The following is a 13,944-nucleotide window of genomic DNA, read 5'->3' as shown; positions in this document are numbered from 1 at the left end:
GAAGTTCCGGTTAACCGCCGGTGACCTGCGGAAACTGCGAGAGCGTTGGCGAAAAACCCACATTAAGTGAGAGAGCGTTGGTGAAAAACCCGCGTTAAGTGAGAGAGCGTACCTGGGGGGAGGTGGGGGTGAGGAGGGCGTGCACGCGGCGGAGGCGGTCCAGCCACCAGTCCCTTCGCTCAACCGGGGCGGCATACCGCTCAAGCAGCCCGGCGTCGGCGGCGGCGTCGCGGAGGCGGATGGCGCCGTCGTCGGCCACCAGCGGATCCAGGGTGATGTCCGATTCAAACAGGGAGACGGTCCCCAGCCCGCAGGCATACGGCAGGTCCGGAAGGGAAGCCGCCAGCGCCAGCCCGGCGCGGATGCCCACGGACGTGTCCAGCGCGGAACTGACGACGGCGGGCAGTCCCGCCTGTGCCACGATGTCCAGTGCGCGCCGCACTCCCCCGAGCGGTGCAACCTTAACAACCAGCAGATCGGCCGCGCCGGCCCGGGCCACGCGCAGGGGGTCGGACTCTTTGCGCACGCTCTCATCCGCAGCAATCAGCACCGGCGTCCCCGCCGCCCGCAGCTGCGAGCGCACCTCCGCGAGCCCCTCAATGGTGGGCACGGGCTGCTCCGCGTATTCAAGCCCGACGTCGGCGAGCCGCGTCAGTGCCTCCACCGCGGTCGGTACGTCCCAGCCGCCGTTGGCGTCGACCCGGATGGCTGCGTCCGGCAATGCAGACCGGACGGCGGCAACCCGGGCGTAGTCGTCGTCGAACGTTTGCCCGCGTTCGGCCACCTTGATCTTGACGGCGTCCACCCGGCCGAACTGGGCCAAAACCTCGGGCACCCGGTCCGCCGAGACGGCGGGGACTGTGGCGTTGACCGGAATCACCTGCCGGACCGGCTCCGGAAAACCAACCCAGCCTGCCTCGATCGCGGCGGCGAGCCAGCGGGAGGCCTCGGCGTCGTCGTATTCAGGGAAGGGGCAGAACTCGCCCCAGCCGAGGGGGCCGCGCAGCAGCAGGGTTTCGCGCTCCATGATGCCCCGGAACTTCACCCGCATTGGCAGGCTCACCACATGCGCGGACGCCAGCAGCTCATCAAGGGCGGGAAATCCGAAGGACGGCATCGGACGCGGGACCGGGGAAGGCATGGGTTCACTGTACAAGCGGGGACGGGCAGCTCTGGACTCAGCGCGTCGGCAGCAAGTGTGTCAGGCGCCAGTCCGCGGGACGGTCACCAGCAGGTCACCCACCTGGCAGTCCAGGGCGTCGCAGATCGCGGTGAGGGTGGAGAACCGGATGGCCCGGGCGCGGTCGTTCTTCAGCACGGACAGGTTCACCAGGCTCACACCCACCATCTTGCTGAGTTCCGTCAACGTCATCCCCCGCGCTTCCAGCAGCTCGTCAAGGCGGCAGTGGATGTCGGAGTCGTCGGCTGGCATCAAACCAGCCCGTCCGTGTCTGTCTGGAGCCGGCGGCCGTACTGGAAGACGCCAGCAACCAGGACGAGGATCAGGCCTACTCCCAAGGGCCAGAGATCGAACTCGGCAGAGAAGGCGAAGGACTCCCCCGGCGTTCGCCCGTTTGCCGCGATCATTTCCGCCAGCCGGTTTCTTGCACCCGCGTCGAGAACTTGGCCCACCGTCCCGGCCAATGCCAGCACCGCGCCGCAGGCCCCCACGGTCCACACCGATCCGGGCGTGAACAGGATTGCGCTGCGGAGCCGGTAAGCCAGCACAAACACCAGTGTCAGAACGGCCAGTAACCCCGCCTGGTTCAGGGCCGCACCCCAAGCCAAAAGCTCCCCGGGGCCGGCGGGCATGTCAGGAATAGTGGCCACCAACGACGAGAAGTGCCCGGTGGATTCCAATTCCAGTCCGCTGACAGCCCGCTGCGTTGAGGCTATGGGAAGCTCCAGCGTCACAGGCCCACTGAAGTACCCGATGATCCCTGCGACTGTCAGGCCGGTGGTCAAGACCGCCACGGCGGACGAGATGATCATAAGAAAAACCGCATCCGCCCTCGAGACGAACTTCTTGCCGCTATTCTGCGGCCCGGCAGTGTCCTTGGTCAGTTTCATGGCTCCCCCAATGAGTATTATCGACATTCGTTAATAACGATAATCGATAAGTTACCGCCACACGCCCCTGCGCGTCAACGGCCCGGTTGACCCCCGCCCCGGCCCGCAGCCGCCTAGGCGCCCGGAGACCCTAGATCCACTTGTTGCGCTTGAAGGTCAGGTAGAGGCCAAGTCCCATGGCAACCATCAGGCCCAAGGCGAAGGGGTAACCGAACAGCCAGTTGAGCTCGGGCATGTCCCGGAAGTTCATGCCGTAGATCGACGCCACCAGCGTCGGCGCGAACAGGATGGCCGCCCACGAGGATATGCGTTTGACCTGTTCGTTCTGGGCGATGCTGGATTCGGCGAGCCGGCGCATCTCGTCATTCTGGCGCTGGGCCACGAGGGCGGCATTGACGGCCAGGGCGTTCTGCAGCAGCGCGCGGAAAGAGGCCACACGTTCGTTGAGCCGGATGACGTGGTCCAGCACGTCGCGGTAATGCTCCTGGAGTTCAGTCCCGGGCACCCGGTCCGGCGCTCCCGCCATGAGCGCCTGGAGAATACCGACCAGCGGACTCGTGGCACGCTGGAACGTGATGACCTGACGGGACAGCTCGTAGATCCGCCGTGAGACGTCCGGATCGGCCCCGAACAGGTCGTCCTCAATCTCGTCCACATCGTTCTCCAGGCCGGCTGCGACAGGCTCATATTCGTCCACCACCTGGTCCAGAATGCCGTAGAGCACCGCGTCCGGGCCGAGGGCGAGGAACCCCGGCATGGCTTCCATCCGGCGTCGGACCCTCGCCAGATCGGGGGATTCGGCGTGGCGGACGGTGATCACATAGTCGGCACCGACAAAGACGTGGATCTCACCGAAGTTCACCTTCTCCACGTCGTCCAGGTAGCGGGCGGGCCGGAGGACCAGGAAGACGCATTCGCCGTAGTGCTCCAGCTTGGCGCGCTGGTGTCCGGCCAGGGCGTCATCCACGGCCAAAGAGTTGAGGTCGAATTCTTCCGCCACGGAGCGGAGTTCCACGGCGGTGGGCCGGTAGAGGCCGATCCACGCCATCCCTTCGCGCTGCCTCAGCACGAAGTACGTCTCGTCGAGGTTTTCGGGGTCCGCCGTCCGCAGCCCGTCCACGTACACCGCGTTGTCGATGATGGTCATGGCTGTGACGTTAGACCCTTCAGAACCTGCCGCCAACAGCCCCTTCCAACGCATATCCATATGGGTATACAATTCGAGCATGGCACGGGCAGCAACAACGGCAGATGCGTTCAACGCGGTGGCGGAGCCCCGTCGCCGCGAAATCCTGGATGCACTCACCCACGGAGAGCGCCCGGTCGGTGAGCTGGTTGACCTCCTCGGCCTGGCGCAGCCGCACGTATCACGGCACTTGAGGGTGCTGCGCGAGGTGGGCGCCGTCGTCGTGCGCGATGCAGGCCGGCAACGCATGTACCGGCTGAATCCGCAGGCGCTCAAACCCATCCACGACTGGGTTGCCACCTACCAGCACCTCTGGGAGGAACGGTTCGACCTCCTCGAGGACGTGCTGGATGACCTCAGAGAAGAAGACAAGAAAGAACACGGGCACTGAAAAGGAGTACGGCAATGGCACAGACAAACACCATGGACGTGACGTTCCCCAGCGACACGGAAATCCTGATCACCCGCACCGTCAACGCGCCGCGGCACCTCGTGTACCAGGCCTGGACCACACCGGAGCTCGTCAGGAAGTGGTGGCCGGGCCGGCGGGGCGAGATGACAGTAGCGGACATGGACTTCCGGGTGGGTGGCGCGTGGCGGTATGTCATGACGGCGCACGGCGCGTTCGAGGTGGCCTTCCACGGCACGTACCGCGAGATCGTGCCCAACGAGCGGATTGTGCACACCGAGATCATGGAAATGCCGGGCTCCGCACCGGACAGCGAAGACGGCGCAGTGCTCAACACCGTCACGTTCGAGGACGCGCACGACGGCGGCGCCACCTTAGTCAGCATCCGCACCGATGCGGGCAGCAAGGAAGTCCGGGACATGATTGCGCAGTCCGGCATGGAGGGCGGCGTACGCGAGCAGTTCGAGATCATCGAGGAGCTGGCTGCGTCCCTCACCTGACGCACCCTTCCGGCCCAAGTAGGTAGCGCTATCTGTCGTTCTGAGCGCTCATAACGACAGATAGCGCTACCTACTTGGGGAATGAAACGACGAGTCCGCCGGTACGCCCACCTCACACGCGTTAGGTAGACTGCAGGAAACACCGCACGCCGGAGGATACGCATGAACCGCAAAGCCACAGCACTGGACGTCGCCAAGCTCGCCGGGGTGTCCCGCAGCGCGGTGTCGCTGGTCCTGAACGGCCGCGGCGACGGCAATGTGGCCCAGGAGAGCCAAGTGCGGATCCGCGAAGCGGCGGCCACGCTGAACTACACGCCCAACGCCATCGCGGTGAGCCTGCGGAACCGCCGCTCCAGGATCATCGGCATCGTCTCGGACCAGGTGGTCACCAGCCCGTTCGACGGCAACATCATCGCCGGTGCGGACGCCGTGGCCAGGTCCCAGGGCTTTGTCACCGTGGTGATGGATACGGAGCTTGACGAGACGCGGGACGAAAGTGCCGTGGCCACGCTGCTGGACCGCCAGGTGGACGGGCTGATGTACGTCACCGTGGGCCTGCGGCCCCTGCACGTCCCGCTCAACATGCTGCGCGTACCGGCTGTGCTGGCCAACTGTTTTGATGACCGTCCGGAGGCCGGCGTTCCCGCTGTGATTCCGGATGAGGTCCGGGGCGGCCGGGAGGCGGCGACGCATCTGCTGGAGCTTGGCCACCGGGACATCGCGTTCCTCGCCGGCGACAACCTCACGCCTGCTGCCCCGCGACGCATCCAGGGCCACCGGGACGCCTTCGAGGCCGCCGGATTGCCGGTGCTCCCGGGCCGGATCCTTGAGGCTGGCTGGGACATCGACGCCGGGTTCCACGGTGCCATGAAGCTTCTGGACGGGGTTGCCGCAGCGGAGCGGCCCACCGCGATTGTGTGCGCGAACGACCGCCTGGCCATCGGCGTGGTGCTCGCGGCCAACCGGCTGGGCCTGGCCATCCCCCAGGACCTCTCCGTCATGGGCTACGACGACGAATTCCGCATCGCCTCCACCATGGTCCCGGCCCTCACCACCATGGCCCTGCCCCTGCGCGAGATGGGTGCCGCCGCCATGACAGGGCTCCTCGGGGAACTCTCTGAGGCACCGGAGGATCACGACGGCGGCGCCTCCACAGCGGGCGGACTCGCCGTGGGCGGTGCACAGCAGACGCTGGTCCCGTGCCGCCTGGTGGTGCGTGAATCAACGGGCCCGGTACCCGCCGGCCGGATCTGATCCAGCCGGCGGGGACCAGGGGAAGCTACTTCGGCTGCTCCAGCTGCCAGGCGTCAGCGGCTGCACCATCGGGAAGCCGCAGCACCCACCGCTCGCCGGGCGCCGGGTAGGCCCGCAGCGTGGTGGCCACCGACCCGCTCCGGTACACCTCCACAAGAGAAGCGTCCACAAACACCCGCAGCTCCTCCCCCGCCGCCAGCGCGCCACTGAACACCACCTGCGGTGAGGAATCCGCTGCGCCGTCTCCCACCAGGGAAAGTTCGACGACGGCGTCCCCGGCCAGCGCGCCCGGCCCACCGGCGGGGGCGGTCACCACAGCTTCGGCATAGGCCGGGAGCTCAACGCTCCCGGTCGCCCGAGAGGCCAGTTGCGTGCCGCGGTAGGCATCCACTTCCGGCGCGGGTGCAACGGCCAGGGAACCGTCCACCACGGACAGCAGGCGCGGATGCGTGAGCACACCGGCCCAGCCCGCGGCGTCGATCTCATCCTGGGTGCGGCCGCGGCGGCCGTCCCGGCCGGGCCCTTCGTTGGCCCAGCCCCACAGCAGCGCCTTCGGCTCACCCGCACCGGCACCGGCACCGCCGGCAACGGCACCGGCGTCACCCGCATTCGCGGCATCTTCAGCAGAGCCGTCCTGCAGCTGCACAATCTGCGGCGCGTAGAAATCGCGGCCCAGGTCCGATTTTCCGCCGGTCTCCGGGGAGAATACGGGCAGGCCGGTGGCGGGGTCCTCGGCCAGACTGCCGATGAGGTGGCCCACGCCGTTGGCGTGCTCGTGGTGGTCACCGGAGAGCCAGAGCGAAAACATCATCACCCAGGCGTCCTCCGGAGAGCCGGATGCGGAACCGGAAGCCGGCACGTGCACCAGCTGCGGGCACTCCCAGATCTCGGCCGGCGTGTGGGCTGAAGCAACCGGGTTTTCGGACGTGAGCCAGATGCCCTGGTACTTCCAGTCGGCCAGATCCTCCACCGTGTACAGCAGGAGTGCCGCGTGGCCGGAGGCCAGGCCGGCGCCCTGCATGGCGTAGCGCTTGCCGTTGAACCGGAAGATGAAAGGGTCACGGACCGCCGTCACCTGCGGATCGGACGGCATGGACGCAGCAACGTGCCCGTCCTGGTTCCAGGACACCAGGTCCGCGGAACCGCGGGAGATGACCACCTGGGAGTGCCCGCCGTCGCCGCGGACACCGGAGTACGCAGCGGTGGGGACACCGCCGTCGTCCGTCACCACACCGGTCCAGCAGCCGTACTCGTCCGGACCGCCGTCCTGCGGGCGCAGCGCGACAGGGTGTTCCTCCCACCGCACCAGGTCGGCGGAGCTGACGTGGCCCCACGCGATCTTGTGGTGGCGGGCGGACTCGGGGTTGTACTGGAAGAAGACGTGATAGCGGCCGTTGATGTGGCTGACGCCGTTGGGGTCGTTGATCCAGCCCTGGGCGGGGCGCGGGTGGAAGTGCGGGAACGCGGGGTCCGGGTGGGCCGCGGCCAGGCGGGCGAAGTCGGCGGCGGCAAGATCCGGGGATGACATGGAGGTTGGCCTTTCAGAAGGGTAAGGGTTACTTGCCGCTGCCGGCGGTGAGGCCGTCCTGCAGCGCGCGCTGGCCGAAGATAAAGACCACCAGCGCGGGAATCATGGACAGGACCACGCCGGCCAGCACCACGGAGATACTGCCGGTGCCCAGGTTGCCCTGGAGCGAAACGAGGCCCAGCGGGAGGGTGAAGTTCTGTTCCGAGATGGTCATGATGAGGGGCCGGAAGAACTCGTTCCAGTGGAAATTGAAGGCCAGGATGCCCACAATCGCCATGCCCGGCACGGCCAGCGGCGCGTAGACCGAACGGAAGGTCCGCCAGGGTGTGGCGCCGTCGATCGACGCCGCTTCAGCGAGGTCGGCCGGCAGCCCCAGGAAGTACTGCCGCATCAGGAAGGTGCCGAACGCCGTCGGGATGGCCGGCAGGATCAGTGCCAGCAGGGTGTCCGAGAGGCCCATGCCGCGGATCAGCATAAACACCGGCACGATGGTCACCTGCACCGGCACCATCATGGTGGCCAGCACGATGGAGAACAGGGCGCCGCGGCCGCGGAACTTCAGGTTGGCGAAGGCGTAGCCTGCCATCGCGGCGGTGATCATCTGGCCGACGGCGATGAGCCCGGTGACCAGGGCACTGTTCAGCACCAGAAGGACGATGTCCAGCTGCTGGAAGACCTGGGCGTAGGAGGTGAAGTCCGGGTTCCAGGGGAAGAACGACGGCGGCAGCTTGAACGATTCCGACGGCGACCGCAGCGACGTGGACAGGGTCCACATCACCGGCCCCAGGGTCAGGACGGCGGCGATCATCAGCAGGACGATGCGGAGGACCAGGTTCCAGTTCAGCTTCCGCCGGGGGCGGGCAGGCACGGCCGGGGCCGTGCCGGTGGAGACACGCTCTGTAGTGATAGACATGGCTGGCCTTACTGGTAGAAGACGAATCGTTTGCTGAGCCGGAACTGCGCGGCCGTGATGGCCATGATGATGAGGGTGAGGATCACGCCGATGGCCGAGGCCTGGCCGAATTCAAGCCGCTGGAAGGCTGATTCGAAGATCACCATCACGGCTGTCCGGGTGGAGTCGCCGGGGCCGCCGCGGGTCAGGACGTACGGCTGGTCGAACACCTGCAGCGCGCTGATGATGGCCATCACCGATGCCAGCAGGGTGGTGGGGCTGAGCAGCGGCAGGGTGACGTAGACGTGCTTGCGCCAGCCGGTGGCGCCGTCCAAGGAGGCCGCCTCGTAGGTCTCCGCGGGAATGGACGCCAGCCCGCCGATGAACAGCAGGAACGAGAACCCGAAGTTCTGCCACACGTAAACCAAAATTACGACGGCGGCGGACCCGCCGGGGGTGGTAAGCCACGGCACCGCGGGGATGCCCGCGAGGGACAGGAACCAGTTGACCACGCCGAACTGCTCGTTGAAGAGGTACCGCATAAAGATGGACACCGAGGCGGCGGAGAGGATCAGCGGGAAGAAAAACGCCGAGCGGAAGAAGGCCCGCAGCCAGGCCGGCATCTTCTCCTGCACCATCACGGCGAGCGCCAGGGCGAGGCCGAGCTGGAGGGACACCGCCACAATCACAAACACGATGGTGTTCAGGAACGAGACCCGGACCGTGGGGTCCTGGACCACTTCGGCGAAGTTATCGAAGCCAACGAACGTGGGGGCCGAGATAATGTCCCAGCGGAAGAACGCCAGGACCACCGAAGCCACAATGGGCACCAGGGTGAACAGGCCCATGCCCAGGATGGTGGGGGCCAGGAAGATCCAGGCAAGCCAGCGCTGGCTGTGCCGGCCGGACGCGGCGTGACCGGGTTGCGACCCGGGTGTTCCCGGTGTCTTGGCGCGCTGGTTCGCCCGCTCCCGGCGAGGGGTGGTGGTGCTCATGACTGCCTCCTCAGGGCGAGTTCAAGGTCGCGCTGCATGGACTCGAGGGCCTGCTTCAACTGGCGCTCATCGCCGCTGACGGCCAGCGAAACGTTTTTCATCAGGGCCGTTTCGACGGCGGCCTGCTGGGGCGGTGCCGGGATGGGGCCGGTGGTGGGGTACTTGTCCAGCGTGTCGTAGAAGACCTTCCAGTGGGCCGGGCCCTTGCCGGCGTAGAGGGCTTCGTTGACCATGGAGCGGCGGGCCGGGGTGGTGATCGGGTTGGGGAAGATCAGTTCCATGGCCTCGCGGCTGGCGCTGAACTTGATCCATTCCCAGGCGGCGTCCTTGTCCTTGGCCGTCTTCATGATGGCGTAGCCAGCCGTGCCGAACTGGTGCCGCTGGCTCCGCCACTTGGGGAAGAACGCCACGTCGTAGTCGTTCTCCTTCATGCCGGCCTCGTGCAGGCCCTGGACCCAGTAGCCGCCGGCCGGGGTGGTGCCGATCCGGTTGGAGGCGAAGAGCCCCACCAGGGAACTGCCGCCGCCCTCCTCGGGCCGGACGCCGAGGCCGTCCTTGACCAGGCCGCGGAGGTAGTCGAAGGTCTCGAACACGCGCGGATCGTCGGCGTTGGGTTCCAGCCACTGGTAGCCGCCGGAGCGCAGGCTGCGGGAGGGGTCCTTGGCGTAGAAGGAGTCCCACAGCCAGTCCCCGCCGGTGGACCGGGTCTCTTTGAGGAAGCTGGTGTCGTTGGCGTAAAGCCAGGGCACCACACCGCCGAAGAGCCGGTTGGTCCAGTAGTAGGGGGTGAAATCGGACGGGCGGGCCTTCCGCATGGCGGCGAGGTTGCTGCGGAAGTCCAGGTGGGTCCAGTCGTCCGCCGGACGCTCCAGGCCTGCCTGCGAAAAGGCGGTGGTGTTGTAGTACATGTTGGCGGCATTCCAGTCCATGGGCAGCTGGAACAGGCTGCCCTTGTACATAAAGGCCTCCACCAGACTGGGGTGGACGTCATCGAAGAACTCGGCCATGTCCGCGGCGTCGCGGCGCAGGTACTCGTCCAGCGGGTGGGCCAGCTTGTCCGCGAAGAGCTGCGCGCCTTCGGTGGCAACGTAGACCACATCCGGCGGGGTGCCCGCGGCAACCATGGTGAGGATCTTGGTGAAGAAGTCTTTCCAGTCCACGGCCTGGATGGCCTGGACCTTGACCCGGATGTCCGGGTGCAGGCGGGTGAAGGCGTCGATGGCACGCTGGCGTGCGGCGGCATCGGCGGCTGTTCCCATGATGGCAATGCTGAGGCTGTTGTCGCCCCGCCCGGGAATGTCGGATCCGGAGAGCCGTGGCCACGACGCCACGGTTGCTCCCAAAATTCCTGCTCCCAGGGCACCCAGGGCGGTCCGGCGAGAGATCTCACGCAGGCGGCCATTTGTGGCACCGGTCATGTCAATTTCCTTCCTAACACGTGTTAGGAAGCTTAGATGGTGGACCTAACACGTGTCAAGCGTCACAGGAGGAAGTCCGGCCCCCTCGCCCAAGTAGGTAGCGCTAACTGTCGTTTTGAGCCTCCATAACGACAGTTAGCGCTACCTAGTTGGGTGAGAGTTACCCGGTGGGGTGAGACTGCCTCACAGGATTTTGTGACACCCTTAACTGATGACGCTTTCACCGCCCGCGCGCACCAGGACTCCCGTTCGCCCTGCCCCGGGCTCCGGGTTTATGTTTTCCTTCGCCTGGCTCGCCTGCGTCGTGGGGCTGATCGCCACCTATTACTACTTCGTCCAGACCACCACGGGCCAGTTCATCGACGAGTCGGCGCTGGTGGAAGCCGTGGACATCCACGGGCCCGCGGGCAAGGCGGCCACCGAGTTCCTGGACTGGCTGCCCACCGTCTCCCTGGTGATGGCCGCCGTCGTGGTGCTCTTTGTGACCGTGATCCGGCAGCGGTGGTCGGCTGCGGGAATCGCCCTCACGGCATGCATCTGCGCGAATGTTGCCACCCAGGTCCTTAAGGACATCCTGCCCGCGCGGCCGGACAAGGGCGTGGTGACGCTGGAGCTGAATTCGCTGCCGTCCGGGCACACCACGCTGGCGGCGTCGGCTGCGGCTGCGGTGTTCCTGATGTCCTCGCCCCGGTGGCGTCCGCTGGCCGGTTTTGTGGGCGGCACGTTCGCCATCGCCTCGGGAGTGTCCACGCTGATCAACCAGTGGCACCGCCCGGCCGACGTTGTGGCGGCGTTCCTCCTGGTGGGCGCGTTTATGATCCCCGCCGGCTGGCTGATCATGCGGCAGGGGTCGGCGTGGAACGTGTGGGACGGCTTCGGCAGGCATCCCGGCTCGGCCAAAATCTGGCTCAAGCTTCCGGTGCTGATCGGGCTGGCGTCGGCCGCCGTCGCGGTGTATTCACTCGCCAGGATCGCGCCGGGCCCCCTCCAGGAGGGCAGCACCACCAACTATTTCTGGGCCGGGATCGCGCTGATTGTGATCGCAGGGTACCTGGCCACGGTGGCCACTACGTCACTGTTTGCCTACGCCGCACGACGGCGGGACGCACCAGGGCGCTAACCGCACCGGCCGCGGGGCTTAGTGGCCCATTGGCGGCAGTCCCTCGTCCTTGCCCACGTTCTGCATGCCCACGGGTTCGCCTTCCGGGGTATTGGTCCGCTTGTTGATGAGCCAGGTGATGAACCACAGCACCACGCCGATCGCCATGAGTCCCCCGGCGATCTGGTACTGGATGATGTTGCGGCCCACCCACGGTCCGGCGAGGAAAGCGCACAGCAGCGCCGCCACCAGCGGCAGCTGGCCCGGCGAGGTGAAGAACACCTTCCGGTTGGGATCCCGCTTGCGGCGCAGGACCACGCAGGTGATGTTCACAACGGTGAATACGAGCAGCAGCAGGAACGCCGTGGTGCCGGAGAGGTTGGCCACCACGTTGCTCTTGGGGTCGCTGGTGACGTACCAGATCAGGCCCAGCGCCAGGACGGTGGAGAACAGGATGCCGGCCCACGGAGTGCGCCGGGTCGGCAGCACTTTGCCGAGGGGACGGGGCAGGACGTTCTGGCGTGCCATCCCGTAAATCAGGCGGCTGGCCATCAGCATGTTAATCAGGGCGGTGTTGGCCACGGCAAAGACGGCCAGGAACGGGAAGATCTTGTCAATGGGGAAGTCCGGCGAGCCCTTATGCACCACTTCAAGGAGCGCTGCACCTTCGGCTTCCCTGATGTTCTCCAGCTCGGTGGGCGAGAGGACGCTGACCACGGAGACGGCCACCAACATGTAGAGGATCACGGCGATGCCCAGGCCTGTCAGCATGGTCCGCGGGAAGATTTTCTCGGGGTTCTGGGTCTCCTCCACCATATTTACGGAGTCCTCGAAACCCACCATGGCGAAGAAAGCAATCGACGTCGCCGCGGTGACAGCCAGGAACAGCCCCTTGTCCTGGTAGTCGTTGAACACAAAGATTTCGCCGGGGTTGCCGGTGCCCTGGGCCATGACGTAGAAGCCGACGCCGATCACAATGCACAGCGCCGTCATCTCGACGATTGTCAGCATCACGTTGAACTTCACGCTCTCGCCCACGCCGCGGAGGTTGATGACGGCCAGCAGGATCATGAACCCCATGGCGACGGCAGTGATGACACCCTGGTCGGGCACCGCCATCCAGCCGTTGATGTTCAGGCCGCCGAAGAAGTTCTGTGCCAGGACGTTCGCCGAGGTGGACGCGCTGGTGATGCCGGAGCAGACCACGGCAAAAGCCACCAGGAACGTGACGAAGTGGATGCCGAACGCCTTGTGCGTGTAGAGCGCCGCGCCCGCCGCCTGCGGGTACTGGGTGACCAGCTCCAGGTAGGAGAAGGCGGTCAGCGTCGCCACCACGAAGGCCAGCAGGAACGGCAGCCAGACGATGCCGCCCACTGTCCCTGCCATGGTCCCGGTGACCGCGTAGACGCCGGCGCCCAGAATGTCGCCCACAATAAACAAAAGCAGGAGCTTGGGCCCCATGACCCGTTTGAGCTCGTGCTTGTCACCTTCGGGAGTTACGTCGAACACTTGATCTGAAGTGGCGCTCATGGCAGGACCTCCACACTCAATACATCGATGTGACTTAGTTCACTGTGATCCTTTCGGGCCCCGTTGGCAACATATTCGGACCGTAACCCCGCCCGGCGGCGCATCTGCCTCTTGCGAGGGCTTTTTGGCCGGGGTCACAATGGGCACATCAACGCCTCACGAGCACGATCGGGGATGCCATGATCCTGAAGACCACACCGGAATCGGAAGCAACAGGGGTAGTGGCGGAAATTTACGACGACGACATCGCCTCGCTCGGTTACGTCACCCCGCAGACGAAGGCCATGGCCATCGCTCCCGAGGCCTTCCAGGCGTGGGATGCCATGCTTGGTGCCATCAGGGGTTCGATGGATCTTCGCCGGTACGAGCTTGTCACCCTCGCGGCCGCCCGGGCCATCGGCTCAACACACTGCCTGCTTGCCCACGGGGCCAAGTCGCTGAAACTGTTTCCTGAGTACGCGGTCGCTGCACTGGCCCGGGACTACCGGACCGCGGGGCTGACTCCCGCGGAAGTGGCCATGATGGAGTACGCGGAGAAACTCAGCAGGGATGCCACCGCCATGACCGACGCCGACACCCTGGCGCTCCGCGGCCACGGCTTCACGGACCGCGAGATCGTGGACATCACGCTGACTGCGGCGGCGCGCAACTTCCTGAGCCGCGCGGTCCTTGCCCTGGCCGTCGACGTCGACGTGCCGCCGGGCCTGAGCCCGGAACTACAGGCAGCGCTGCTGGCACCGCTCTCTGCCCCCAGCCCGGAGTAGCCGCCTACGCCAGAGCCGCACTTAGCGAGCGCACCAGCCAGTCCCGGTAAGCCTTCACGGACCAGCCCGCATCCCCCACCAGGGTGCGATACGTCTGCGGGTGCCGAGCACCTATCGGCACGCTTGTCAGCCCATCAAATGGATGCTGGATAAGCTACTGACCTGCGGAAACGTCGAAAATCCTTGAGAATTTCTTGATCGATTACCCGGCAGTAAGTTGAGATTCGTCGGGGAAAGTAGTTCCTAACGGAGCCGCTGGGGCTCACATGATCTGCGAAAACCGCACAATTTCTTAGGGG

14 protein-coding genes are annotated in these 13,944 nt (G+C 66.0%); 5 read left to right on the top strand and 9 right to left on the bottom strand.

All coding sequences use genetic code 11. The features are described from left to right. Positions 1-94 precede the first annotated feature (94 nt). The 4 genes from GUV69_RS20050 to GUV69_RS20035 all read right to left on the bottom strand — a co-directional run bounded on the left by GUV69_RS20050 (position 95) and on the right by GUV69_RS20035 (position 3,217). Positions 95-1,141, bottom strand: a complete 1,047-nt coding sequence (locus GUV69_RS20050) for an o-succinylbenzoate synthase (protein WP_431197119.1) — start codon at positions 1,139-1,141, stop codon at positions 95-97. A 60-nt stretch (positions 1,142-1,201) separates the two neighbouring features. Then, complete coding sequence (locus GUV69_RS20045; protein WP_208786682.1) at positions 1,202-1,432, bottom strand: helix-turn-helix domain-containing protein; 231 nt, start codon at positions 1,430-1,432, stop codon at positions 1,202-1,204. Continuing rightward, the gene (locus tag GUV69_RS20040) at positions 1,432-2,070 is read right to left on the bottom strand and encodes a hypothetical protein (RefSeq protein ID WP_164205603.1); all 639 of its coding nucleotides are present in this window, start codon (positions 2,068-2,070) and stop codon (positions 1,432-1,434) included. Before GUV69_RS20040 ends, GUV69_RS20045 begins: the two co-directional genes overlap by 1 nt. 130 nt (positions 2,071-2,200) lie before the next feature. Next, complete coding sequence (locus GUV69_RS20035) at positions 2,201-3,217, bottom strand: magnesium and cobalt transport protein CorA (RefSeq protein ID WP_164205601.1); 1,017 nt, start codon at positions 3,215-3,217, stop codon at positions 2,201-2,203. Between the two features lie 79 nt (positions 3,218-3,296). On the opposite strand from GUV69_RS20035, the gene GUV69_RS20030 reads away from it, so the two are divergent. From GUV69_RS20030 to GUV69_RS20020, 3 genes are all read left to right on the top strand, one after another. After that, on the top strand, positions 3,297-3,647 hold the full coding sequence (locus tag GUV69_RS20030; RefSeq protein ID WP_164205598.1) for an ArsR/SmtB family transcription factor: 351 nt from the start codon (positions 3,297-3,299) through the stop codon (positions 3,645-3,647). 14 nt (positions 3,648-3,661) lie between these two features. Then, on the top strand, positions 3,662-4,165 hold the full coding sequence (locus GUV69_RS20025) for an SRPBCC family protein (RefSeq protein WP_164205596.1): 504 nt from the start codon (positions 3,662-3,664) through the stop codon (positions 4,163-4,165). Positions 4,166-4,327: 162 nt separating this feature from the next. After that, entirely contained in the window at positions 4,328-5,419 is a 1,092-nt protein-coding gene (locus tag GUV69_RS20020) for a LacI family DNA-binding transcriptional regulator (RefSeq protein WP_164205594.1), read from the top strand. A gap of 25 nt (positions 5,420-5,444) precedes the next feature. Here the strand turns inward: GUV69_RS20020 and GUV69_RS20015 are convergent, their stop codons facing one another. Genes GUV69_RS20015 through GUV69_RS20000 form a run of 4 tightly spaced genes read right to left on the bottom strand, consistent with a single transcriptional unit; the run spans position 5,445 to position 10,252 of the window. Beyond that, positions 5,445-6,947, bottom strand: a complete 1,503-nt coding sequence (locus GUV69_RS20015) for a glycoside hydrolase family 32 protein (RefSeq protein ID WP_164205592.1) — start codon at positions 6,945-6,947, stop codon at positions 5,445-5,447. Positions 6,948-6,975: 28 nt separating this feature from the next. After that, complete coding sequence (locus tag GUV69_RS20010; protein WP_164205590.1) at positions 6,976-7,860, bottom strand: carbohydrate ABC transporter permease; 885 nt, start codon at positions 7,858-7,860, stop codon at positions 6,976-6,978. Positions 7,861-7,868: 8 nt separating this feature from the next. Next, a complete protein-coding gene (locus tag GUV69_RS20005; protein ID WP_164205588.1) occupies positions 7,869-8,834 on the bottom strand; it encodes a carbohydrate ABC transporter permease in 966 nt (321 codons plus the stop codon). Further along, entirely contained in the window at positions 8,831-10,252 is a 1,422-nt protein-coding gene (locus GUV69_RS20000) for an extracellular solute-binding protein (protein WP_164205586.1), read from the bottom strand. The genes GUV69_RS20005 and GUV69_RS20000 overlap by 4 nt, the downstream gene beginning before the upstream one ends. Before the next feature lie 211 nt (positions 10,253-10,463). Here GUV69_RS20000 and GUV69_RS19995 point away from each other — a divergent pair, with 211 nt between their 5' ends. Further along, positions 10,464-11,372, top strand: a complete 909-nt coding sequence (locus GUV69_RS19995) for a phosphatase PAP2 family protein (RefSeq protein WP_164205584.1) — start codon at positions 10,464-10,466, stop codon at positions 11,370-11,372. A gap of 18 nt (positions 11,373-11,390) precedes the next feature. On the opposite strand, the gene GUV69_RS19990 is transcribed toward GUV69_RS19995, so the two are convergent. Continuing rightward, on the bottom strand, positions 11,391-12,881 hold the full coding sequence (locus tag GUV69_RS19990) for an APC family permease (RefSeq protein ID WP_164205581.1): 1,491 nt from the start codon (positions 12,879-12,881) through the stop codon (positions 11,391-11,393). A gap of 179 nt (positions 12,882-13,060) precedes the next feature. Between GUV69_RS19990 and GUV69_RS19985 the strand changes: the two genes are divergently transcribed. Next, on the top strand, positions 13,061-13,645 hold the full coding sequence (locus GUV69_RS19985) for a carboxymuconolactone decarboxylase family protein (RefSeq protein ID WP_164205578.1): 585 nt from the start codon (positions 13,061-13,063) through the stop codon (positions 13,643-13,645). Positions 13,646-13,944: the final 299 nt, after the last annotated feature.

The sequence above is a fragment of the [Micrococcus luteus] ATCC 49442 genome, assembly GCF_010367585.1.
GTDB classification, from domain to species: Bacteria; Actinomycetota; Actinomycetes; order Actinomycetales; family Micrococcaceae; genus Arthrobacter; species Arthrobacter luteus_A.
Note: the sequence above shows the minus strand (reverse complement) of the source record. Positions and strands in the feature narration are given on the sequence as shown.